Origin of the sequence: Micromonospora profundi, from assembly GCF_011927785.1 — a bacterium.
In the GTDB taxonomy this organism is placed as follows: domain Bacteria; phylum Actinomycetota; class Actinomycetes; order Mycobacteriales; family Micromonosporaceae; genus Micromonospora; species Micromonospora profundi.
This window is the reverse complement of record NZ_JAATJK010000001.1, coordinates 2,140,119-2,161,975: the sequence shown is the minus strand read 5'-3', so window position 1 is coordinate 2,161,975 and position 21,857 is coordinate 2,140,119. Positions and strand designations below refer to the sequence as shown.

General features: G+C 70.9%; 22 protein-coding genes. 9 read left to right on the top strand and 13 right to left on the bottom strand.

What is annotated here, in order from left to right; all coding sequences use genetic code 11:
- Positions 1-5: 5 nt before the first annotated feature.
- Both F4558_RS09445 and F4558_RS09440 read left to right on the top strand, forming a co-directional pair.
- A complete protein-coding gene (locus F4558_RS09445) occupies positions 6-593 on the top strand; it encodes a rhodanese-like domain-containing protein (RefSeq protein WP_167943805.1) in 588 nt (195 codons plus the stop codon).
- Between the two features lie 72 nt (positions 594-665).
- Positions 666-1,442, top strand: a complete 777-nt coding sequence (locus tag F4558_RS09440) for a sulfite exporter TauE/SafE family protein (protein WP_053661340.1) — start codon at positions 666-668, stop codon at positions 1,440-1,442.
- A 189-nt stretch (positions 1,443-1,631) separates the two neighbouring features.
- Here F4558_RS09440 and prcA read toward each other — a convergent pair whose 3' ends face one another.
- The 6 genes from prcA to arc all read right to left on the bottom strand — a co-directional run bounded on the left by prcA (position 1,632) and on the right by arc (position 7,877).
- Positions 1,632-2,462, bottom strand: a complete 831-nt coding sequence (prcA, locus tag F4558_RS09435) for a proteasome subunit alpha (RefSeq protein ID WP_167943804.1) — start codon at positions 2,460-2,462, stop codon at positions 1,632-1,634.
- A 61-nt stretch (positions 2,463-2,523) separates the two neighbouring features.
- Positions 2,524-3,363, bottom strand: a complete 840-nt coding sequence (gene prcB / locus F4558_RS09430; RefSeq protein WP_197281689.1) for a proteasome subunit beta — start codon at positions 3,361-3,363, stop codon at positions 2,524-2,526.
- Complete coding sequence (locus tag F4558_RS09425) at positions 3,282-3,803, bottom strand: endonuclease VII domain-containing protein (protein ID WP_231640254.1); 522 nt, start codon at positions 3,801-3,803, stop codon at positions 3,282-3,284. The genes prcB and F4558_RS09425 overlap by 82 nt, the downstream gene beginning before the upstream one ends.
- A 186-nt stretch (positions 3,804-3,989) precedes the next feature.
- Positions 3,990-4,205 carry a ubiquitin-like protein Pup gene (locus F4558_RS09420; RefSeq protein ID WP_030332902.1) on the bottom strand — a complete coding sequence of 72 codons (216 nt, stop codon included), beginning with the start codon at positions 4,203-4,205 and terminating at the stop codon, positions 3,990-3,992.
- Between the two features lie 104 nt (positions 4,206-4,309).
- A complete protein-coding gene (gene dop / locus F4558_RS09415) occupies positions 4,310-5,827 on the bottom strand; it encodes a depupylase/deamidase Dop (protein ID WP_053661345.1) in 1,518 nt (505 codons plus the stop codon).
- Between the two features lie 265 nt (positions 5,828-6,092).
- Entirely contained in the window at positions 6,093-7,877 is a 1,785-nt protein-coding gene (gene arc / locus F4558_RS09410) for a proteasome ATPase (RefSeq protein ID WP_053661348.1), read from the bottom strand.
- A 179-nt stretch (positions 7,878-8,056) separates the two neighbouring features.
- On the opposite strand from arc, the gene F4558_RS09405 reads away from it, so the two are divergent.
- On the top strand, positions 8,057-8,350 hold the full coding sequence (locus F4558_RS09405) for a ferredoxin (protein ID WP_053661350.1): 294 nt from the start codon (positions 8,057-8,059) through the stop codon (positions 8,348-8,350).
- A 45-nt stretch (positions 8,351-8,395) separates the two neighbouring features.
- Here F4558_RS09405 and F4558_RS09400 read toward each other — a convergent pair whose 3' ends face one another.
- The 3 genes from F4558_RS09400 to F4558_RS09390 all read right to left on the bottom strand — a co-directional run bounded on the left by F4558_RS09400 (position 8,396) and on the right by F4558_RS09390 (position 11,128).
- Positions 8,396-8,968: a hypothetical protein gene (locus F4558_RS09400; RefSeq protein ID WP_053661352.1), complete on the bottom strand. Its 573-nt coding sequence runs from the start codon at positions 8,966-8,968 to the stop codon at positions 8,396-8,398.
- Between the two features lie 76 nt (positions 8,969-9,044).
- Entirely contained in the window at positions 9,045-10,040 is a 996-nt protein-coding gene (locus F4558_RS09395; protein WP_053661354.1) for a tRNA (adenine-N1)-methyltransferase, read from the bottom strand.
- On the bottom strand, positions 10,037-11,128 hold the full coding sequence (locus F4558_RS09390) for a M50 family metallopeptidase (RefSeq protein WP_053661447.1): 1,092 nt from the start codon (positions 11,126-11,128) through the stop codon (positions 10,037-10,039). Before F4558_RS09390 ends, F4558_RS09395 begins: the two co-directional genes overlap by 4 nt.
- A gap of 149 nt (positions 11,129-11,277) precedes the next feature.
- Here F4558_RS09390 and F4558_RS09385 point away from each other — a divergent pair, with 149 nt between their 5' ends.
- The 4 genes from F4558_RS09385 (at position 11,278) to F4558_RS09370 (ending at position 16,803) form a co-directional block, all read left to right on the top strand.
- The gene (locus tag F4558_RS09385) at positions 11,278-12,192 is read left to right on the top strand and encodes a RecB family exonuclease (RefSeq protein ID WP_167943802.1); all 915 of its coding nucleotides are present in this window, start codon (positions 11,278-11,280) and stop codon (positions 12,190-12,192) included.
- Positions 12,193-12,444: 252 nt separating this feature from the next.
- Positions 12,445-13,131 (top strand): response regulator, encoded by a 687-nt coding sequence (locus F4558_RS09380; protein WP_167943801.1) that lies wholly within the window; start codon positions 12,445-12,447, stop codon positions 13,129-13,131.
- 349 nt (positions 13,132-13,480) lie between these two features.
- Positions 13,481-14,248, top strand: coding sequence for an ABC transporter ATP-binding protein (locus F4558_RS09375; RefSeq protein ID WP_053661358.1), 768 nt, complete (start codon positions 13,481-13,483; stop codon positions 14,246-14,248).
- Entirely contained in the window at positions 14,248-16,803 is a 2,556-nt protein-coding gene (locus F4558_RS09370) for an ABC transporter permease (protein WP_167943800.1), read from the top strand. Before F4558_RS09375 ends, F4558_RS09370 begins: the two co-directional genes overlap by 1 nt.
- A gap of 79 nt (positions 16,804-16,882) precedes the next feature.
- On the opposite strand, the gene F4558_RS09365 is transcribed toward F4558_RS09370, so the two are convergent.
- From F4558_RS09365 to F4558_RS09355, 3 genes are all read right to left on the bottom strand, one after another.
- Positions 16,883-17,536: an HAD family hydrolase gene (locus tag F4558_RS09365; protein ID WP_053661450.1), complete on the bottom strand. Its 654-nt coding sequence runs from the start codon at positions 17,534-17,536 to the stop codon at positions 16,883-16,885.
- A gap of 142 nt (positions 17,537-17,678) precedes the next feature.
- Positions 17,679-18,422, bottom strand: coding sequence for a neutral zinc metallopeptidase (locus F4558_RS09360; protein ID WP_053661362.1), 744 nt, complete (start codon positions 18,420-18,422; stop codon positions 17,679-17,681).
- Between the two features lie 169 nt (positions 18,423-18,591).
- Positions 18,592-18,804: a hypothetical protein gene (locus tag F4558_RS09355; RefSeq protein ID WP_167943799.1), complete on the bottom strand. Its 213-nt coding sequence runs from the start codon at positions 18,802-18,804 to the stop codon at positions 18,592-18,594.
- A gap of 200 nt (positions 18,805-19,004) precedes the next feature.
- On the opposite strand from F4558_RS09355, the gene F4558_RS09350 reads away from it, so the two are divergent.
- Both F4558_RS09350 and F4558_RS09345 read left to right on the top strand, forming a co-directional pair.
- On the top strand, positions 19,005-19,406 hold the full coding sequence (locus tag F4558_RS09350; RefSeq protein WP_053661364.1) for a YciI family protein: 402 nt from the start codon (positions 19,005-19,007) through the stop codon (positions 19,404-19,406).
- A gap of 3 nt (positions 19,407-19,409) precedes the next feature.
- Positions 19,410-20,684 carry an RNA polymerase sigma factor gene (locus F4558_RS09345; RefSeq protein WP_053661366.1) on the top strand — a complete coding sequence of 425 codons (1,275 nt, stop codon included), beginning with the start codon at positions 19,410-19,412 and terminating at the stop codon, positions 20,682-20,684.
- 33 nt (positions 20,685-20,717) lie between these two features.
- Here the strand turns inward: F4558_RS09345 and F4558_RS09340 are convergent, their stop codons facing one another.
- Positions 20,718-21,821, bottom strand: coding sequence for a calcium:cation antiporter (locus F4558_RS09340; protein ID WP_197281690.1), 1,104 nt, complete (start codon positions 21,819-21,821; stop codon positions 20,718-20,720).
- Positions 21,822-21,857: the final 36 nt, after the last annotated feature.

Here is a 21,857-nt window from a genome sequence, read left to right as displayed (position 1 = left end):
ACCACATGACCACGCCCACAAGCATCCCGGCCAGCCTCGACGTCGCCGCCCTGCAGGACCTCATCGGCACCGGCCAGGCACCTCGACTGATCGACGTGCGTACCCCTGCCGAGTTCGAGAGCGCGCACATCCCCGGCGCCTACAACGTGCCGCTGGACCTGCTGCGCGAGCACCGCGACGAACTCCGCGCCCACCTCGACGAGCAGGTCGTGCTCGTCTGCCGCTCCGGGCAGCGCGCCGCCCAGGCCGAGCAGGCTCTCGCCACTGCCGGCCTGCCGAACGTACGGGTCCTCACCGGCGGCATCAACGCCTGGCAGGCCGCTCACGCACCGGTCACCACGGGCACACCCCGCTGGGATCTCGAACGGCAGGTCCGCCTCGTCGCCGGCAGCATCGTCCTGGTCGCTGTGCTCGTCAGCGCCCTTGTCGAGCCGGTCAAGTGGGTCGCCGCGTTCATCGGCGCCGGCCTCACCGTCGCCGCGCTCACCAACACCTGCGCCATGGGCATGATGCTGGCCAAACTCCCGTACAACCGTGGCCCCCGCACCACCGTCGACCAGGTCGTCAGGGCCCTCGCCACGGACCAGCGGTAGCGCCATGCGCTGTCGGTGCAGCAGCACACGTTCCCGGCCGACCGGCGCGGGTCGGCCGGGAGCAGGTGACGCATGATCGCCGCGATCGGGTTGGGTGCCCTCGTCGGCGTCCTGCTCGGCCTGCTCGGCGGGGGCGGTTCGATCCTGGCCGTCCCCGCCCTCGTCTACGGTGCCGGCCTCACGCTCGCCGCAGCGGTCCCCACGTCCCTGCTCGTGGTCGGCGTCTCGTCGGCCACCGCACTGCTCCCCCGGCTGCGAGCCGGCCTGGTGCGGTGGCGCCTGGCCGCCGTCATCGGCGGCACGGGCGCGGCGGCGACGTTCGCCGGCGCCGCCGTCAACCGGCTCCTCGACCCCCGCGTCGTCCTCGGCGGCTTCGCCGCCCTCATGGTCGTCGCCGGCCTACGGATGCTGCGCGACACCGACGACTCCGGCGGTGACTGCGCCCTGCCCGGCGGCGGCATCAACTGGCGTGGCTGCCTGCCCAAATCTGTCGCCGCCGGCCTCAGCGTCGGCTTCCTCACCGGCCTGTTCGGCGTCGGCGGCGGCTTCCTCATCATCCCCGCGCTGGTCCTGCTGCTCGGCCTGACCATGCCGACCGCCGTCGCCACCTCACTGGCCATCATCGTCATCAACTCCGCCGCCGGCTTCGCCGCCCACCTCGGCGACGTCGCCCTCGACTACGGCATCACAGTGGCGTTCACCGCAGCGGCCATCATCGGTTCGCTGGCCGCCGGCCGGCTCGCCACCCGGCTGCCCACCCACCGGCTGCAACGCGCCTTCGCCTGGCTCGTCTTCGCCGTCGCGGCGTTCGTCGCCACCCAGGCGCTCGTCAACCCCGCCCCGGCCTGACCGGCCGAAGTTCCCAGGCGGGGGTACGTGCCGCAGGACGTTCATCCTCGTCAGAGGGACGTCGGTGCCGTCCTGGGTAACAATCACCAGCGCAGGCGGCAGCGCTTACCAACGGCTGATGGCGGCAGCGCTGGCCGCCGGCAGGCGACGCCGCGCTGCCGCCACCGTGGGCAGCTCGCAGTGCTGGTGTTACTTGCCGTCGGCCGGCTTGTCCTCCAGATCGGCGGAGCCCGCCGACGTCGTCGGCTTGTGCGGCTCCGTTGTCGGCACCGCCGGCGTGTCCGGGCCGCCCGCCTCGGCCGGCTGGTCCGTGGCGGCGACGTCGCCGTCCAGCAGCGCCGTCAGGGCCGCGCCCGTGATGCGGCGGAACGTACGCCCCACCCGCTGGCGGTCCAGCACCGCCACCTCGAGCTGGTTGGCGGCGATCGTACGGGCCGCGCCGCCCTCCCCGCCGACGGCGCTCAACGCCTGCACCGCAACGCGGGCCGCCTCGGCGAGGGACATGTCCGGACGGTGCTGCGACTTCAGCACCCCGGTGATCGCCTCGGCCTGGCCACCCATCGCCATCCGCCCCGGCTCGTCGTTGACCGAGCCGTCATAGGTGAGCCGGTACAACTCGTCATCCTCGGCAGTCGCCCCGACCTCCGCCACGCAGATCTCCACCTCGAACGGCTTCGACTGCTCCGTGAAGATCGCACCGAGGGTCTGCGCGAAGGCGTTCGCCAGCGCGCGGCCTGTGACATCACGCCGGTCGTAGCTGAGCCCGTTCAGGTCGGCCATCCGCACACCGGCCCGGCGCAGATTCTCGAACTCGTTGTAGCGGCCGACCGCGGCGAAGCCGATCCGGTCGTAGATCTCGCTGACCTTGTGCAGGGCACTGGAGAGGTTCTCCGCGACGAAGAGCACGCCGCCGGAGTAGCTCAGGACCACCGCGCTGCGGCCCCGAGCGATGCCCTTGCGGGCCAGCTCGGAACGGTCGCGCATGATCTGTTCGGGCGAGGCGTAGAACTGCATGGCCACGGCGGCGGTTCTCCTTACGGCGCTGTGCTGACGACTGCTGACGGGTGGGGGTGGACGGGGCTCAGCCGCCCGGGTTCTCCATCCGGCCGCTGACCACACCTTCGGCGATAGCTGCCGTCTCGGGATCGGTCAGCCGACGGGTGCCCTCGGCGGTGGCGGTCATCACCACCGGATAGATCCGGCGGGTCAGGTCCGGTCCGCCGGTCGCGGTGTCGTCGTCGGCCGCGTCGTAGAGCGCCTCGACAGCGAGCCGGGTCGCGTCCTCGACGGACAGGCCGGCCCGGAAACGCTTCTTCAGAGCCGACTTCGCGAAGAGCGAACCGGAGCCGATCGCGTCGTAACCGGTCTCCTCGTACGGGCCGCCGGTCACGTCGAAGCTGAAGATCCGACCGGCCTTCGCCGGGTCGGCGGCGGCCAGGTCGAAGCCGGCGAACAGCGGCACCACCGCGAGACCCTGCATGGCAGCACCCAGGTTGCCCCGGATCATCGACGCCAGCCGGTTGGCCTTGCCGTCGAGCGAGAGCATCGCGCCCTCGATCTTCTCGTAGTGCTCCAACTCCACCTGGAACAGTCGCATCAGCTCGATGCCGATGCCCGCGGTGCCCGCGATGCCGACCAACGAGTACGCGTCGGCGGGGTGCACCTTCTCGATGTCACGCTGGGCGATCAGGTTGCCCATGGTGGCCCGTCGGTCGCCGGCCATCACCACGCCATCGGCGGCCGAGATGGCCACGATGGTTGTCGCGTGCGGCGCCAGGTCGGCGGCCATGCCCGGCGGCAGCGGCCGCCGTCCGGGCAGCATCTCGGGGGCCACCCGACTCAGGAACGTGGTGAAGGAGGACGTCCCCGCGTTGGTGAACACATCTGGTAGACGCCCGGATGGATCAAAGCCCGCTGCCACGTGGTTCCTCTCAGGTACGTGATCGCCCTGGCCAGCCTCATGGGACTGTCACGGAACTGGCCAAGACCACCGTTGCAGTTGAAGCAGAGTATCCCGCGCACCCATCCGGTGCGATGATCGTGGTCCAGATGTTCCGGATCGGGGCGGCCACAGACGGCGCAGACGCCGCCCTGCTCGGCGAGGAGTTCCTGAAACTCCTTCTCCCCGACGCCGTAACGCCGCCGCAGGTGGTATTCGCGCGTCCCGCCGTACAGCCGCTCTTTGGTCTCTCTGGTCCTGGTGTTGTGGCAGGGCTTGCAGTAGGTGGCATAGCCGGACGTGTCGGCCCGGTTGCGGGGAAAGGCATCGAACGGCTTGACCTCGCCGCAGGCCGGGCAGTGCTTGTGTCCCTCCGGCACGACGCGCCCTTGGCGCACCTCACGGTCGAATTTCGCCTTCACCCGACGCGCGTAGCTTGCCTTGGACCGCTCGTTGAAGCAGAGCTTGCAGTAGCTGCCCCGCCCCTCCGGTCTCTTCGAACTCGCACAGAACTGATCGAGCGCCTTCCATTCGCCACAATCTCGGCAGCGGCGAAGGCCGTCCCGATCATCGCTCGTTCTCGGCATGTCCGAATTGACCCTATATGCTCACTGACCTCCCTTTTGTACGTAACCCCTCACGAATTCCTCGGCGTTCTCTTCGAGGACGGAGTCGATCTCGTCGAGCAGGTCGTCGACGTCCTCGGTGATCTCGGCGTGCCGCTCGGCCACCTCGGGGTTGGCCTCGGTGGTGACGTCCTCGATCTCCTCGCCCTGCCGGGACTTGCCGGACTGCGACTGGCCGCCGCTGTCATGAGTGGCCATTGCTGCCTCCTCCACGATCGTCTGCGATGAACTTACCTCGCCTGGGCGACGAAAAGCCCGCCGCGCGCCGGGTTACGGCACACGACGGGCATCCGGACGCGGATTCAGCCTCCGGTCAACGTCTCCAGCAGGTCCTTGGCGCTGGCGCAGCGGTCGAACAGCGCACCGACGTGCGCGCGGGTGCCCCGCTCCGGCTCCATCATCGGCACCCGGACCAGCGACTCCCGGCCCACGTCGAAGATCACCGAGTCCCAGCTGGCGGCGACCACCTCGGAGGCGTACTGGGCGAGGCAGCGGCCACGGAAGTAGGCCCGGGTGTCCTCCGGCGGCTCGGTCATCGCGGTGCGGGTCTCGTCGTCGGTGAGCAGCGTCTTCATCGCCCCCCGCGAGACCAGCCGGTGGTAGAGGCCCTTCTCCGGCCGTACGTCGGAGTACTGGAGGTCGACGAGCTGAAGCTTGTGCGAGCCCCAGCCGAGCTTCTCCCGCTCGCGGTAGCCCTCCAGCAGCCGCAGCTTGGCCACCCAGTCCAGCTCGTCGGCGCACAGCATCGGGTCCCGGCCGAGCCGGTCCAGCACGCTCTCCCACCGGTCGAGCACGTCGGCGGTCTGCTCGTCGACGTCGGTGCCGTAGCGGTCGTCGACAAAGGACCGAACCCGCTCCAGGTACGCCCACTGCAGGTCAAGTGCGGTGAGCCGGCGACCGTCGCGCAGCCGCATCAGGTGCGACAGGGAGGGGTCGTGGCTGACCGCGCGCAACTCGCTGACCGGGTCGGCGATGCCCAGATCGGCGGTGAGCGCCTTCTCCTCGATCATCGTGAGGATCAGCGCGGTGGTGCCGACCTTGAGGTAGGTGGAGATCTCGGAGAGGTTGGCGTCGCCGATGATGACGTGCAGCCGGCGGTACTTGTCGGCGTCGGCGTGCGGCTCGTCGCGGGTGTTGATGATCGGCCGTTTGAGCGTGGTCTCCAGGCCCACCTCGACCTCGAAGAAGTCGGCACGCTGGGAGATCTGGAAGCCGCTCTGACCGCCGTCCTGCCCGATGCCGACCCGGCCCGCGCCGCAGACGATCTGCCGGGTGACGAAGAACGGCGTCAGGTACGCCACGATGTCGGCGAACGGCGTCTGCCGGCGCATCAGGTAGTTCTCGTGGGCGCCGTAGCTCGCGCCCTTGTTGTCGGTGTTGTTCTTGTAGAGGTGGATCGGCTGGGTGCCGGGGATGGTGGCGGCCCGGCGGGACGCCTCGGCCATCACCCGCTCGCCGGCCTTGTCCCAGCGCACGATGTCCCGGGGGGTGGTGACCTCGGGGGTGGAGTATTCGGGGTGGGCGTGGTCCACGTAGAGCCGAGCGCCGTTGGTGAGTATCACGTTGGCCAGGCCGAGGTCCTCGTCCGCGAGAGCCTCGGCGGGGTCGTACGCGGCCCCGGAGTAGGTGAAGCCGCGGGCGTCGCGCAGCGGCGACTCCTCCTCGTAGTCCCAGCGGGCGCGCCCGCCCCGGTTGAGCTCGGGCCGGGCCCCGTAGGCGTTTACCACCTGCGACGAGGTGACCATCGGGTTGGCTCCGGCCTGGCCGGGCACGGAGATGCCGTACTCGACCTCGGTGCCCATGATCCGTCTTACGCTCATCGACCTACCCGCTTCGCTCGCCCGACCCGGTCCCCCGTCATGTCGAGCGTAGTCCGACTGTTCGGGGAGGGGGGCGCGCCGGTGCAGCCGGGTTCCGGTGTCGCCCCCTCGCGGCGTCGCGTCGGCACTTGATGATCTTCGGTGCGACGGTGATCCGGTGCCACAGCTCGGGGTGCCCGGCTGGCGTGCCGACGGAGGCTGGTGGGGGCGGCACCACGGAGCCCGGGACGTTGCGCGTCCCGGGCTCCGTGGTGCTACCGGTGGTTCAGAGGTACTGGCCGGTGTTGCTTGCGGTCTCGATGGACCGGCCGGCCTCTGCGCCCTTGCCGCCGGAGACGAGCGTGCGGATGTAGACGATCCGCTCACCCTTCTTGCCGGAGATGCGGGCCCAGTCGTCGGGGTTGGTGGTGTTGGGGAGGTCCTCGTTCTCGCGGAACTCGTCGACGCAGGCGTCGAGCAGGTGCTGCAGGCGCAGCCCCTTGCGACCGGAGGTGAGGAACTCCTTGATGGCCATCTTCTTGCTCCGGTCGACGATGTTCTGGATCATCGCGCCGGAGTTGAAGTCCTTGAAGTAGAGGACTTCCTTGTCACCGTTGGCGTAGGTGACTTCGAGGAAGCGGTTCTCCTCGGTTTCGGAGTACATCCGCAGCACCACGGCGTCGATCATCGCCGCGACGGTGGCCTGGGGGTCGGCTCCGTGCTCGGCGAGGTCGTCCGGGTGCAGCGGCAGCCCGGAGAGGATGTACTTGGAGAAGATGTCCTTCGCCGCTTCGGCGTCCGGCCGCTCGATCTTGATCTTCACGTCAAGTCGACCGGGACGCAGGATCGCCGGGTCGATCATGTCTTCCCGGTTGGAGGCGCCGATGACGATGACGTTCTCCAGACCCTCCACGCCGTCGATCTCGCTGAGCAACTGCGGGACGATGGTGTTCTCCACGTCGGAGGAGACACCGGAGCCACGGGTCCGGAAGATCGAGTCCATCTCGTCGAAGAACACGATCACCGGCGTGCCCTCGCCGGCCTTCTCCCGAGCCCGCTGGAAGATCAGCCGGATGTGCCGCTCGGTCTCGCCGACGTACTTGTTGAGCAGCTCCGGACCCTTGATGTTGAGGAAGAAGCTTGTGTGCTTCTCCTTGCCCTGCCGCTCGGCGATCTTCTTGGCCAACGAGTTGGCCACCGCCTTGGCGATCAGCGTCTTGCCGCAGCCGGGCGGCCCGTAGAGCAGGATGCCCTTGGGCGGACGGAGCTGGTGCTCACGGAACAGGTCCGCGTGCAGGAACGGCAACTCCACCGCGTCGCGGATCTGCTCGATCTGCGACTGGAGGCCACCGATGTCGCTGTAGTCGACATCCGGCACCTCCTCCAGGACCAGCTCCTCGACCTCGCTCTTCGGGATCCGCTCGTACGCGTACGCCGAGCGGGGCTCGATCATGAGCGAGTCGCCGGCCCGGATCGCCGAGCCGATGAGCGTCTCGGCGAGGTGCACGATGCGCTCCTCGTCCGAGTGGGAGACCACAAGCGCCCGGTCACCCGGCCCGCCGCCTGGTCCCTCCAGGATCTCCTTGAGCATCACCACCTCGCCGACCCGCTCGTATCCGAACGCGTCGACGATGTTGAGCGCGTCGTTGAGCAGGACCTCCTGACCACGACGCAACTCGGCCGTGTCCAACGAGGGCGAGACCGCGACCCGCAGCTTGCGGCCGCCGGTGAACACGTCCACCGTCCCGTCCTCGTGCTTGGCCAGGAAGACGCCGTAGCCACTCGGCGGTTGCGCGAGGCGGTCGATCTCCTCCTTGAGCGTGACGATCTGCGTGCGAGCCTCCTTGAGGGTGCTCACCAGCCGGTCGTTGTTCTCGGTCAGCCGCGCCAACTGTGCCTGGGTGGCCGCCAGCCGCTCTTCGAGCTGCCGGACGTGTCGGGGGCTTTCGGTCAACTTACGCCGCACCAGAGCGAGTTCCTCCTGAAGGAACGCGACCTGCGTGGAGAGATCGTGGGCTTCCTTCTCCCACCGTGCGGCGCGCGAGTCCGCGTCGTCGCTGCGTGCTGCCACGTCCCACCTCCCCGGGGGGCTTGAACGTTCTGAGCTAACACTAGCCGCTATGAGCCCGATTCGGTCCCACGCAACACCCTCGTCACTGAACCTTGATCGCCAAGGGGTGGTCTGCCGGGCCGGTACGGGCGTTCGGGTACCGTCGGGTGGTGGCACGGGAGAACATGGGGGGTGCACCAATGGCCGAGGTCGCGACCGATCAGTTGCAGGTCTGGGTGGACCAGGATCTCTGCACGGGCGACGGGCTCTGCGTGCAGTACGCGCCGGAGGTCTTCGAGTTCGACATCGACGGGCTGGCGTACGTCAAGGGCGCCGACGGTGAACTGCGGATGGCGCCGGGCAGCCGGGTCGACGTACCCGAGCACCTGCGACTCGAAGTGATCGACTCCGCGAAGGAATGCCCGGGCGACTGCATCCACGTCGTCCGCGGTGACGGCGTCGAGGTGGCCGGCCCGGACGCCGAGGACGACTGAGCCGACCGCCGGCCGGGCCACGCGCGGCCCGGCCGGGGGTACGCCTCAGAGCAGGGGCCTGCCGACCACCGAGGCGACCAGCCGGGCGAACTCCTCCAGCCGGGCGATCTGCCCGGCCCCGCCGTCGTCCAGGGTCTTGCCGAAGCGCAGTGCGTCGTGTCGCGGCGTACCGGCCATGTCCTCGCTCGGCGGCGCCTCGTCCAGCGAGGACAGCAGCAGGTAGACGTCGATGCTGTCGACCCGGATCTCACCGCTCTCGGAACGGTTGAGGCGTCGCCGGCAGCCGACCTCGGTCACCGTGGACACCGGCACCACGCGCAACGACGAGGTCATCGATCCCGGCGGCCCCTCCCCCGGCGGCACGTCCTCGCCGTGCCACAGGATCAGCCGGCTGCCGTCGCAGACGACGACCTCCTGCCACACGCCGTTCACCTCGTTCACGAAGCGTTCCAGTGTGAAGCCGAGCACCGAGGCGCCGCGCAACACCCCGCCGAGCGCCTCCAGGGCGACGTCCGGGTCACGCAGGTAGGCCCGCGCCGCCGACTCCAGGTCCTGGTAGGGAGACCAGTCCGGAAACACCGCGGGCAGGTCGCCTCCGCCGTAGCCCGGTCGGCTCATGCCGCCGCCCTCCCCCGCCCGGTGAGGCCGGCGCCCAGGTCGATCCGCCTGGTCACGCCGGCGCCCAACTCGATGGTCACGGCCGTTCCATCTCCCCCGTCGCGTCGGGCTGCGCGCCGGCCGCCTGCGCGGCTGCGGCCTGTCGGGCGGCCTCGGCCTCCCGCAGGTCCTGGCGGCGCTGCGCGTACGCCTCGGTGCCCTTGCTGGGCTTGCGACGGCGCGGCGGCGCGGTGACGCCCGGGGCCAGCTTGCGCGCGGAGACGAGGAACGCGGTGTGCGCGATCATCCGGTGGTCCGGGCGGACGGCGAGGCCCTCGGCGTGCCAGTCGCGCACCAGCGACTCCCAGGCGCGCGGCTCGGTCCAGCCGCCGCGCTCGCGCAGCGCCTCGACGAGCTCGGAGAGCTGGGGCGTGGTGGCCACGTAGCCGATGAACACGCCGCCGGGCACCAGCGCCCGCTCGACCATGTCGAGGGTCTCCCAGGGGGTGAGCATGTCCAGGATGATCCGGTCGAAGCCGGTCTCCTGGCACTGCGCGACGTCGCCGACGTGCAGCTGCCACGCCGGGTGCGGCCCGTTGAAGAACGCCTCGACGTTGCGCTTGGCGATCTGGGCGAAGTCGTCGCGCAGCTCGAACGAGTGCAGCTCGCCCTCGGTGCCGACGGCCCGCAGCAGCGAGCAGCTGAGCGCGCCCGATCCGGCGCCGGCCTCGAGGACCTTCGCGCCGGGGAAGATGTCACCCATGGCGACGATCTGCGCCGAGTCCTTCGGGTAGATCACCTGGGCGCCGCGCGGCATGGACAGCACGTAGTCCGACAGCAGCGGGCGCAGCGCCAGGAAGGCGGTGCCGCCGCCGGAGGTGGTCACCACGCTGCCGTCGGGCAGCCCGATCAGCGCGTCGTGCGCCAGGATGCCGCGGTGGGTGTGGAACTCCTTGCCGGGCTCCAGCGTCACGGTGTGCATCCGCCCCTTGGGGTCGGTCAGCTGCACCCGGTCGCCGGGCCGGAACGGGCCGCGGTGCACGGGTGTCAGCGTCGGGGCGGCGGCCGGGACGGTGGAGGGAATTGCGGTCACGATGTCATCTTCCGGTTGGGTTCGAGGAGCTGCGCCAGATCCGCGATGTGCAGAACGCCGACGACATCTTCGCCTGCCGTCACGACGTACTGCGCGCCCGGGTGGGTCTGCACTGCCTCGATCACCCGCTCCCCGTCCAGCCCGACCGGAAGGGTGGGAAGTGTGCCCAGGGACCGGGCGACGGCGTCCACCGCCAACCAGGGTCGACGCTCGGCGGGTACGGCCGCGGCGGCGGCCGGGTCGACCAGCGCGACCGGGCGGCCTGTGGAGTCGGTGACCAGCAGCGCGGCGGCCGGCTGCCCGCCCTCGGCACGGCGGCGCTGCGCCTCGGACAGCGGCGTGCCGGTGGCCACCGGCCAGACCGGTCGCGCCAGCCGGGACAGGTCGATGAGCGGGAATCGGCGGCTCACCCGGGCGGACCGGATCGACTGCCCGGCACCCCGCCAGAGGGTGAGTGCGACGAGCAGCATCAGTGGGAGCGCCAGGGGCGCCAGGAAGTCGGCCAGGGTGAGCAGCAGGACCAGGCCGGCGGTGCCGACGGCGACCACACGCCCCGCCCAGCCGGCGACCTCGGTGCCGCGGTGACGGTCGCTTGTCAGGCCCCACACGGCGGCGCGCAACGCCCGGCCGCCGTCCAGCGGCAACCCGGGCAGGATGTTGAACAGCGCGACGATGACGTTGCTCAGCGCGAGCTGGAAGGCGAGCTGGTGGGCCACAGTGCCCTGGGGCAGTGCGAGGGTTGCGGCCACCGCGAGGACGCCGAGCACCGCGGAGACCGCCGGGCCGGCAAGCGAGACGAGCAGGTCGATCCGGGGCGTCGGGGCGTCGCGGTCCATCTCGGTGTACCCGCCGAGCAGCTCCAGGGTGATCCCGCGCACACCGATGCCGTAGCGCCGGGCGGTGAGCGCGTGGCCCAGCTCGTGCAGCAGCACCGAGCCGAGCAGTGACACCACGAACCCGAAGCCGATCAGGTAGCCGCTGATCTGCGACAGGTCCAGCTGCCGGCGGGCGAACTCGGCGTAGAGCACGGCGACCAGCACGGCGAGCAGGAGCATCGAGACGTTGAGGTGCAGCGGAACCCCGAACACCCGGCCCACGCTCAGGCCGGGACGCCGGTCGGACCGGTCGGGCCGGCGCGCCGGCCGAGATGTCTGCTCCATCGCCACGATGCTACGGACCTGCCGTACGCCGGGCGGGCGGCGGTCGGTGTCATACGGGTGCCCTACCCTTTGCGCACATGACGGCGGAACCGGTCACCAGCCCCAAGCCCACCTCCTCGGCACAGACGCCGCCGACGGTGCGGGCCTCGCTGTCCCCCTCGCGGGCGGCGGACTTCAAGACGTGCCCGTTGCTCTACCGTTTCCGCAGCATCGACCGTCTGCCTGAGCGGACGACCATCGAGCAGGCCCGCGGCACCCTCGTGCACGCCGTGCTGGAACGGTTGTTCGACCTGCCCGCGCAGGGCCGCACCCCGGCCGCGGCCGGCGACCTGGTGGCCCCCCAGTGGGACCGGCTGGTCACCGAGCAGCCGGAGCTGGCCGCGATCTTCGACGGCGCGGAGCCCGCCGGCCCTGTGGAGTTCCTACGCTCGGCGGCGGGGCTGCTGGAGGGTTACTTCGCGGTGGAGGACCCGACCCGGCTGGAGCCGGCCGAGCGGGAGAGCCTGATCTCGGCGGTTGTCGACGACGAGCTGCTGATCCGTGGCTACCTGGACCGCCTCGACGTCGCCCCGGACGGCGCGCTGCGGGTGGTCGACTACAAGACCGGTGGCGCCCCGCGGGAGGCGTTCGAGGCGCGGGCACTGTTCCAGCTGAAGTTCTATGCCCTGGTGCTGTGGCGCACCCGGGGGGTGGTGCCCAAGGTGCTGCGACTGCTCTACCTGCGCGACGCCGAGGTGTTGGATTACACGCCCGACGCCGACGAGCTGGTCCGCTTCGAGCGCACCGTGGTGGCGCTGTGGCGGGCCATCGAGCAGGCCACCGCCCGGCAGGATTTCCGGCCGCGGCCGAGCCGGCTCTGCGACTGGTGCAGCCACCAGGCCCTGTGCCCCAGCTTCGGGGGAACCCCGCCGCCGTTCCCGGTCGCGCTGGCCGCCCCCGATCCGCTACGCGACGCCCGGAGCGCTCCGGTGGCGCCCGGCGCCGACGAGTGACGGCCCGCGGGCGCCCACCACAGCTGGACGGCCGCGCGCCCGATTGAGACGGTGCCGGGCCGGTCGGGACACGGCGAGCGGCCTGTCTCTACGGTGGTCCGCGACGCACCGGTACGCGTCCGCGACGCACCGTTGCGTCAAACCGACGACCGGCGCGTCGAGACGATGCCGGTGCGTCGAGACGACGACCGGTGCATCGGGACGATGACAGGCGCGTCGGGACGAGGCGTCGGCGCGGAAACGGGAGGCGAGATGATCGATCGGGCAGCGTCCGGGCGGCCGGTGCGGGTCCTGCTCGCCGATGACCAGCCGCTGCTGCGTACCGGGTTCCGCATGGTGCTCGGCGCCGAGCACGACCTGGACGTGGTGGCCGAGGCCGGCGACGGTGTGGAGGCGGTGGAGCTGTCCCGTCGGCTGCTGCCCGACGTGGTGCTGATGGACGTCCGGATGCCCCGGATGGACGGGATCGCCGCGACCCGGGCCATCGTCGACACCCGGCTGCCCGTCCGGGTGCTGGTGCTGACGACGTTCGACCTGGACGAGTACGTGGTGGGCGCGGTGCGCGCCGGTGCCAGCGGGTTCCTGTCCAAGGACGTACCCGCGGAGGAGTTGATCGCGGCTATCCGCACGGTGGCCGGCGGGGACGCGGTGGTGGCGCCACGGATCCTGCGGCGGCTGCTGGAGCGCTTCGCCGACCTGCTGCCCGACCCGACGGCGACCCCGTCGTCGGCGCTCAGCGCGCTCACCGAGCGGGAGCGTGAGGTGCTCGTGCAGGTGGCGCGCGGGTTGTCCAACGCCGAGATCGCGGCGGCGCTGTCGGTGAGCGAGACGACGATCAAGACGCACGTCGGGCACGTGCTGACCAAGCTGGGTCTGCGCGACCGGGTGCAGGCGGTGGTGCTGGCGTACGAGTCGGGGTTGGTCCGACCCCGGGCGTAGGCGCCGTCCGGCGACTACCCCGCTCGGCGTACCAGAGGATCACACCGTGGGGGGACGGCCGGGTTGCCGCGGTCACATACCGTGACCGGAGACGGCCCGGCGCTGTTGACCCTCCTGTGACGTGAGGCGGAAGGCTCGACTGCGGCGGTGGGAATCCGCTCGACCGGCCGTCGTGTCAGGGGCAACCCTGACCCGGCATGGGGGTGCACCCGCAGCCGGAAATCCGCTCCGGGTCCGCCCATGGGCGGACAGGATCGGCGTGACCAGCGCCGAGAATGGAGCTGCCGCGCCGGACCATCGGGGGGCGGCGCGGTGTTGACAGACGGAACAGACGGAAGAGGTAGATGACGTGACCGCGACGGTAGGCCAGCACGCGCAGGCCGCGGCCCGGGCGAACGACGTGTGGAAGGTGTACGGCAGCGGCGAGGCTCAGGTCATCGCGCTGCGGGGGGTCAGCGCGGAGTTCGAACGGAGCCAGTTCACCGCGATCATGGGCCCGTCGGGTTCCGGCAAGTCGACGCTCATGCACTGCCTGGCGGGCCTGGACTCGGTGACCCGGGGGACTGTGGCGATCGGCGAGACCACCGTCACCGGCCTGGGCGACTCGGGGCTGACGAAGCTGCGCCGGGACAAGGTGGGGTTCATCTTCCAGCAGTTCAACCTGCTGCCCACGCTCACCGCCAAGGAGAACATCCTGCTGCCGCTGTCGATCGCCGGGCGTAAGCCCGACCCGGCCTGGTACGACACGGTGATCGACACTGTCGGCCTGCGGGACCGGCTGGATCACCGGCCGGCGCAGCTCTCCGGCGGCCAGCAGCAGCGTGTGGCATGCGCGCGGGCGCTCGTCTCCCGCCCTGAGGTGATCTTCGCCGACGAGCCGACCGGCAACCTGGACTCGCGCTCCGGCGCGGAGGTGCTGGCGTTCCTGCGCAACTCGGTCCGCGAGCACGGGCAGACCATCGTGATGGTCACCCACGACCCGACCGCCGCCGCGTACGCCGATCGGGTGGTCTTCCTCGCCGACGGGCAGATCGTCTCGGAGTTGATCGAGCCGACGGCTGAGACGGTGCTGGACACCATGAAGAAGCTGGACACTCCCGCTGAGGTGGGCAACTGATGTTCCGGGCGACACTGAAGAGTCTGCTGGCCCGCAAGGTCCGGCTGATCCTGTCCGGGCTGGCGGTGGTGCTCGGCGTGATGTTCGTCTCGGGTGCCTTCGTCCTCACCGACACGCTGGGCCGCTCCTTCGACTCGACCTTCGCCGACGCCTATTCGGACATCGACGTGAACGTGGCGGCGAAACCGAAGGTGGATGTCGACGAGTTCGAGGGCGAACAGACCGCCAATCCGCTGCCGGCCTCGGTGGTGGAGCAGGTCAAGCAGGTGCCGGGGGTGGCGTCGGCGACCGGCGTCGTCGCCGCCGACGGCGCCCGGATCATCGGCAGCAACGGCAAGGTGGTGAGCTCGTTCGGTCCGCCGCAGCTGGGCGAGAACTGGACCGGCGAGAGCGAGCTGCTGCGGCTGCGCGAGGGGCGCGCCCCGCAGGCCGACGACGAGATCGTCATCAACAAGGCGCTTGCCACAGCGGCCAAGGTGCAGGTCGGCCAGAAGGTCGGCGTGCTCACCGCGTTCGAGTCGAAGAAGCGGGACTTCACCCTGGTCGGCATCTTCGGTTACAGCGGTGACCGGGACTCGATCGGTGGCGCCAACGAGGTCTTCTTCACCACGCCTGTGGCGCAGCGGCTGATGCTCGGCGAGCCGGACGTGTTCAGCAGCGTCACCGTGCGCGCTGCCGGTGGGGTCTCCGACGAGAAGCTGCGCGACGACCTGGCCGGTGCCCTCGGCGCCAACTTCCAGGTGAAGACCGGCGAGCAGTTGGCCGCGGAGGCCGCGGACGGCCTGAAGGAGGGCCTGTCCTTCTTCAACAAGATCCTGCTCGGCTTCGCCGCGGTGGCGCTGCTGGTGGGCACCTTCCTGATCCTCAACACCTTCTCGATCATCGTCGCGCAGCGGACCCGGGAGTTGGCGCTGATGCGCGCCATCGGGGCCAGTGGCCGGCAGATCATCGGCTCGGTGGTGCTGGAGGCGATAGCCGTGGGGCTCATCGCCTCGGTGCTCGGCCTGGCCGCCGGCATCGGCGTGGGCGCGCTGCTGGCGTTCCTGTTCGGCAAGCTGGCCGGTGGCCTCGCCCTGGCCGGGGTCGGTGTGCCCGCGTCGGCGGTGATCGGTTCGTTCGCCGTCGGCCTGGTGATCACCGTGGTGGCGGCGCTGCTGCCGGCGCTGCGGGCGTCCCGGATTCCGCCGATCGCCGCCATGCAGGACGTGGCCACACCGGACCGGCCGCTGACCAAGGTCACCGTGGCCGGGTCGGTGGTCACCGGCATCGGCGCCGTGCTGCTCTTCCTCGGGCTCAGCGGCAACGCCGGCGGCCAGACCCTGACGACAATCCTGGGCGGGGTGCTGTTCGCCTTCATCGGGGTTGCGCTGCTGACCCCGCTGCTCAGCCGGCCGGTGGTGAGCCTGCTCGGGGCGATCTTCTCCTGGTCGGTGCCGGGCAAGCTGGGCCGGCTCAACTCCGGGCGCAACCCGCGCCGCACCGCGATCACGGCCGCCGCGCTGATGGTCGGCATCGCGCTTGTCACAGGCGTCACGGTGATCCTCGACTCTGCCAAGGGCAGCATCGGCGCGCTCGCCCAGGACAGCATCAAGGCCGAGCTGGTGATCGCCGGGAGCCAGGGCGGCCCGCGCCCGCCGAGTTTCGACCCGGCGGTGCTGGACCAGGCCAAGACTCTGCCCGGCGTGCAGATGGTCACCGGCGAGTACGGCGACATGGCGAAGCTCAACGGCGAGAGCACCTGGGTCGGGGCCAGCAGCGACATCGCGTCGCTGCGGCAGATCTTCAGCGCCAAGCCGACCGCCGGTGACATCGACCGGCTCGGGCCGACGCAGATGCTCGCCAGTTCCGACACTGCCGCCTCGCGTGGCTGGTCGGTGGGTTCGACTGTCGACGTGCAGTTGACCCGGGGCGAGGCGCGGACGTACACGGTCAGCGGCATCTACGAGTCCGGGCAGCTGTTGAACCCTGTGGTGCTTCCGGTGACGGCGGCGAAGGACTTCGCGATCCCGCAGCCCTTCCAGGGGTACATCCAGCTGGCGCCCGGCACCGCCGTTGCCGACGTACAGCCGCAGGTGGAGTCGTTGCTCGCGGACAGCCCCGAGGTGTCGGTGGCTGACCGGAACGCGTTCATCGAGCAGCAGACCAGTCAGCTCGACGGGCTGCTCACGATGATCCAGATCCTGCTGGCGCTTGCCATCGTGATCGCCGTGCTGGGCATCATCAACACCCTGGCGCTGTCGGTGCTGGAGCGGACCCGCGAGTTGGGCCTGCTGCGGGCCATCGGCCTGCGCCGTGGGCAGACCATGGCCATGATCACGGTCGAGGCGGTGGTGATCTCCGTGTTCGGCGCGCTGCTGGGCGTGGTGGTCGGCGCCGGTCTAGGCGCGGCCGTGGTCGAGGCGCTCAAGGACGACGGGATCACCGACCTGATCCTGCCGTGGGGGCAGATGGGTGTCTTCCTCGGTCTCGCCGCGATCATCGGGGTGGTGGCCGCGGTGCTGCCCGCCGTGCGTGCGGCCCGGATCAACGTCCTGGGCGCCATCGCCCACGACTGACCGGCAACAGCAGAGGCCCCCGATCGGATCGCGATCGGGGGCCTCTGCTGTTGCGGCCAGGGTTCTCCTGACGTCTGAATCAGCCGGTCGCGCCGGCTCGGTCGGCGAGCAGCCCGGCGAGCACGTCCAGGTCCACGCCGGTCAGGCTCTCCACCTGGTGTACGCCTGCCGTGTCGGGCAGAGGCGTCTCCGGTACGGCAAGCACCGCCGCGCCGGACGCGAGCGCGCTTGCCACACCGGTCGCCGAGTCCTCGATCGCCACGCACCGCTCGATCGGTACGTCGAGCAGTCGAGCCGCCGTCAGGTACGGCTCGGGGTGCGGCTTGGCGGCCACCACCTCGTCGCCGCAGACCACAGCGTCGAAGTTGTCCCGACCGAGGGTGTCCAGGGCGATCTCGACAAGCGCACGGCCGCTGGAGGTGACGAGCGCCGTGGGGATGCCCGCCGCGCGGACCGCGCCCAGCAGGGCGAACGCGCCCGGCTGCCAGCGCAGCCCGGTGCGGAACAGCTCCAGGATCCGGGCGTTGATCCACGCCGCGCTGATCTCCGCGTCCCGCTCGGGCTGGCCCAGGTCGTCGTGCAGGATGCGCATCGACTCGGCCATGCTGGTGCCGGTGATCGACCGCCGGCCGTCCTCGGAAAGCTCACCGCCGTACTCCCGGGCCAACTCCTGGAGCGCGACGTCCCACAGCTTCTCGCTGTCGACGAGCGTGCCGTCCATGTCGAAGAGCACTGCGGCGGGGTGATGGCTGCTCAGCGGGTCCTCCAGGGTCGTGGGCGACATCGGCGATCCTGCCAGGGTCGGTCACGACCGGTGCCGGCGACGGACGCCGAGGTGACCCGGTTAACGCCGCTTTGCCGGGCTGGACACCCGATCAACCGAGGTCGCAGGCCTTCAGCGAACGCTCGTATCCCCGGAAGAACGAGTCGGTGCGCTGCTCGGAGGTGCCGTGCGAGCCCTCGGCGAACCACGGCTGGTCGGGGTCGTCACCGACCGCCGCCACTCCTTCCCGGAACTCCTCCAGGTCGCCTTCGGCCAGGGTCAGCGCACCGGAGCGCACCGAGTCGCCGAGGTACGCGCCGGCCATGCAGTCGGCCTGCAACTCCTGCTGGATGGTGAAGCTGTAGTTGATCCCGAGCCGCACCTGGATGCCGTGCGCGTACTCGTGCCCGAGCAGGTAGAACACGAACGCGTCACCGACCTGGCGGAACGCCGCCACCGACCAGTTGACGTCGTACGCGATGAAGTCGCCCCGCGAGCAGTAGACGGCGTTGTTGCGGGGCAACGGCTGGCCGCCGCAGGACACCTCGCCCTCCCGCTGGTACGGGATGATCCGCCGGATCGGCTCGAACCGCTGCCCGGACGCCTTGAACTGGGCGGCCCAGTAGCGCTCGGCGACCGCCTGCGCGTCGGCGACGTCCTGCTCGAACTCGGCCACGCTCGTGGTGCTGTCGGCCCGGGTGGTGTCCGCCCCCGGCGACGCCGGGGACTGGCCCGGCGCGGGGCGCTCCGCCTGCGGCTCGGTCAACCCACCGCCGGCGCAGGCGAGCGACACCAGCGCGGCGACCACCAGAGCGGCCAACGCGCCTCGGGCGTCGCGTCCTGATCGTGCCCCCACTGCGCCTCCCCAGGTCGTCGGTGTCGCGCTGGGCAATACCCCGACGACACGACCGCCAAGCCCGTCACCAGTTACACGAGCGGCACGGGCAGACGGTTCACGACCCTGCGCACGCTGCATCCCACGGACGCCTGACGCCTGCCACCGGCAGGCACAATGGACCGCCTGTTCAGCCGCTGGAATCGCGGCCGCGCTGCCAGGTGTCGCCCTGGCCGCCGTGCCGCTCGGCCTCGTACCGCTGCTGCCGAGCCCGGGCGTCCCGCCCAGCCGCACGGTCGTCGTCCCCGATCCCACCGGCGTTACGCCCCCGCCAGACGACAACCCCGTACGCCGCGCCAGCGACAACCGCGAGAACCCCGACCACCACCCACACGGTCTCCACGAGGCCAACCTAATCCCCCCACGACCACCCCTGCGGTCCCCTGATCATGAGGTTGTCGGCATCTTCCCCGGCGTGTCGGAACGGCAACCGCATGGTCAACAAATCGGATGGGGCGAGCGTGTCCGGGGACCGGGTCTGAGGTTCGACGTTTCCTGTGACGGACGCCGGGCCCCCGCCCGGAACAGGAGGAGGCAAACACGATGAAGTACATGATTCTGCTCTACGGGTCGCAGCGGGACTACGACGTGCTGGCGGGTCGGGCCTCCGACCGGCCGGCGATGTCGGCCGAGCAGGTCGCGGCCATGCACAAGCACATGGAGACGTTCCATCAGACGCTCGCCGAGTCCGGGGAACTCGTCGACGCCCGAGGGCTCAGCGAGCCGGTGCACGCCCGCCGGGTGCAGGTGCGCGACGGCGCGCCGGTGGTCACCGACGGTCCGTACCCGGAGACGCAGGAGGTCCTCGCGGGCTACACGGTCGTGGAGTGCGCCAGCTTCGACCGGGCCACCGAGATCGCCGCCGGCCTTGTCGACCCCGGCACCCCCGGCGCGTACGTGGACGTGCGGCCGGTGCTCGACGGCGTCGAGGACCTGGGCGGCTGACCGGTGCCGGAAACACCCGTCGAGGACCTGCTGCGCAGCCTGGCGCCGCAGGTCCTCGGCGCGCTCGTCCGCCGCTTCGGGCACTTCGACACCGCCGAGGACGCGGTGCAGGAGGCGCTGATCGCGGCGGCGGACGGGTGGCCGCGCGACGGCGTACCGGAGAATCCGCGCGGCTGGCTCATCACCGTGGCGTCGCGGCGGCTTACCGACCTGTTGCGTCGTGACCAGGCCCGGATCCGGCGGGAGGACACGGTGGCGCGGTGGACACCGCCGGAGCGGTGGCTGGCGCCGCCCGCCGACCGGCCGCCGGAGGACGCCGACGACACGCTCATCCTGCTGTTCCTGTGCTGCCATCCGGCGCTCACACCTGCCTCGCAGATCGCGCTCACGCTGCGGGCCGTGGGTGGTCTGAGCACCGCCGAGGTGGCGCGCGCGTTCCTGGTGCCGGAGGCGACGATGACCCGGCGGATCAGCCGGGGCAAGCAGCGGATCCGCGACAGCGGGCTGCGCTTCGCACCGCCGATCGGCGCAGAGCGCGCCGACCGGCTCGCCGCCGTGCTGCACGTCCTCTATCTGATCTTCACCGAGGGGTACGCGCGCACCGCCGGCCCCGGTTTGCTGCGTGCCGACCTGACCGCCGAGGCGATCCGGCTGGCCCGTCTGGTGCACCGGCTGCTGCCCGACGACCCTGAGGTCCTGGGGCTGCTGGCGTTGATGCTGCTCACCGATGCCCGCGCACCCGCTCGCACCGGCCCGCACGGCGAGTTGGTGCCGATGGCGGAGCAGGACCGCAGCCGGTGGCGGGCCGATCAGATCGCCGAGGGGGTCGCCCTGATCACCGAGGCGCTACCGCGCGGGGTCGTCGGACCGTACCAGCTGCAGGCGGCCATCGCTGCGGTGCACGACGAGGCGCCGAACGCGGCAGCCACCGACTGGGCGCAGATCACCGCCCTGTACGAGGTGCTGCTCGGCCTCGCCGACAACCCGGTCGTGGCGCTCAACCACGCGGTGGCGGTGGCGATGAGCACTGGCGCGCGGGCCGGCCTGGCGCTCCTGGCCGGGTTGGCCGGCGACGCCCGGTTGGCCGACGATCCGCGGCTGCCTGCCGCCCGCGCGCACCTGTGGGAGTCCGAGGGTGATCGGGTCGCGGCGCGCGAGGCGTACCGGCTGGCGGCGGCGCTGTCGACGAACCTTGCCCAGCAGCGCTACCTGAACGCCCGCGCGGACCGCCTCGCCGACGATCCGCCGGCAGAGACGGACGGAGGGGTTCCTGGCTGAGCAACCGGGAACCCCTCCGTGAACGAGGCGGGATCAGGGGCTGGCGGCAAGGAAGACGAAGGCGGCCAGCAGCACCAGGTGCACGCCACCCTGCAACACGTTGGCCCGGCCCGGGACCACTGTCAGGACCGCTGTCACAGCGGTGAGCGCGAGCAGGACGAGTTGGGTGCCGCCGAGGCCGAGCAGCAGCGGCCCGTCCAGCCAGATCGAGGCGATCGCGATGGCCGGGATGGTCAGGCCGATGCTTGCCATCGCGGAGCCGAGCGCCAGGTTGAGGCTGATCTGGACGCGGTCGCGGCGGGCGGCGCGGCCGGCGGCCAGTGTCTCCGGCAGCAGCACCAGCAGCGCGATGATCACGCCGACGAACGCGTGCGGCAGGTTCGCCCCCGCCACGGCGGCCTCGATGGTCGGTGAGACGGTCTTGGCGTCGCCGACCACCGCTACCAGTGCCACAAGCAGCAGGCCGAGGCTGACCAGCGCCGCGCGGTTCGTGGGCGGCTTGGCGTGCTCCTCCGTCTCGATGACCTTGCCCCGGCTGTCGACCGGCAGGAAGTAGTCGCGGTGCCGGCCGGTCTGCACGAGCACGAACAGCCCGTACAGGGCCAGTGAGGCGACGGCGGCGAAGGCGAGCTGGGCCGGGCTGAACTCCGGGCCCGGCCGGGCCGTGGTGAAGGTCGGGATGACAAGGCTCAGGGTGGCCAGGGTGATCACGGTGGCCAGCGCCCCGCCGGTGCCCTCCGGGTTGAACACGGCCACCCGTCGGCGGAGTGCTCCGAGCAGCAGCGACAGGCCGAGTATGCCGTTACAGGTGATCATGACGGCGGCGAAGACGGTGTCCCGGGCGAGCGACTGCGTCTTCTCCGGCCCGCTGATCATCAACGTGACGATCAGTGCGACCTCGATGACGGTGACCGCGACGGCGAGCACCAGTGACCCGTACGGCTCTCCCACCCGGTGCGCGACCACCTCGGCGTGGTGCACGGCCGCGAGCACCGCACCGCCCAGCAGCGCCGCCACCACCACCACGATGGGGCCGGAAAGTTCTCGTCCCCAGGTCACGACCAGCATGAGCACCGCGAGCACAGGCACGGCGACAGTCCAGTCGGACATGCGGAATCGGAGCAGGGCTGCTGGCATACGTTCAAGAGTGCCAGGTCAGGTGATCATGTCGCC

Bases quoted from the DNA above. Each gene is read 5' to 3' on its own strand.
- F4558_RS09445 (WP_167943805.1), top strand. From the start codon at position 6: ATGACCACGCCCACAAGCATCCCGGCCAGCCTCGACGTCGCCGCCCTG.
- F4558_RS09440 (WP_053661340.1), top strand. From the start codon at position 666: ATGATCGCCGCGATCGGGTTGGGTGCCCTCGTCGGCGTCCTGCTCGGC.
- F4558_RS09420 (WP_030332902.1), bottom strand. From the start codon at position 4,205: ATGGCCACTCATGACAGCGGCGGCCAGTCGCAGTCCGGCAAGTCCCGG.
- dop (WP_053661345.1), bottom strand. From the start codon at position 5,827: ATGAGCGTAAGACGGATCATGGGCACCGAGGTCGAGTACGGCATCTCC.
- F4558_RS09405 (WP_053661350.1), top strand. From the start codon at position 8,057: ATGGCCGAGGTCGCGACCGATCAGTTGCAGGTCTGGGTGGACCAGGAT.
- F4558_RS09400 (WP_053661352.1), bottom strand. From the start codon at position 8,968: ATGAGCCGACCGGGCTACGGCGGAGGCGACCTGCCCGCGGTGTTTCCG.
- F4558_RS09385 (WP_167943802.1), top strand. From the start codon at position 11,278: ATGACGGCGGAACCGGTCACCAGCCCCAAGCCCACCTCCTCGGCACAG.
- F4558_RS09380 (WP_167943801.1), top strand. From the start codon at position 12,445: ATGATCGATCGGGCAGCGTCCGGGCGGCCGGTGCGGGTCCTGCTCGCC.
- F4558_RS09370 (WP_167943800.1), top strand. From the start codon at position 14,248: ATGTTCCGGGCGACACTGAAGAGTCTGCTGGCCCGCAAGGTCCGGCTG.
- F4558_RS09350 (WP_053661364.1), top strand. From the start codon at position 19,005: ATGAAGTACATGATTCTGCTCTACGGGTCGCAGCGGGACTACGACGTG.
- F4558_RS09340 (WP_197281690.1), bottom strand. From the start codon at position 21,821: ATGCCAGCAGCCCTGCTCCGATTCCGCATGTCCGACTGGACTGTCGCC.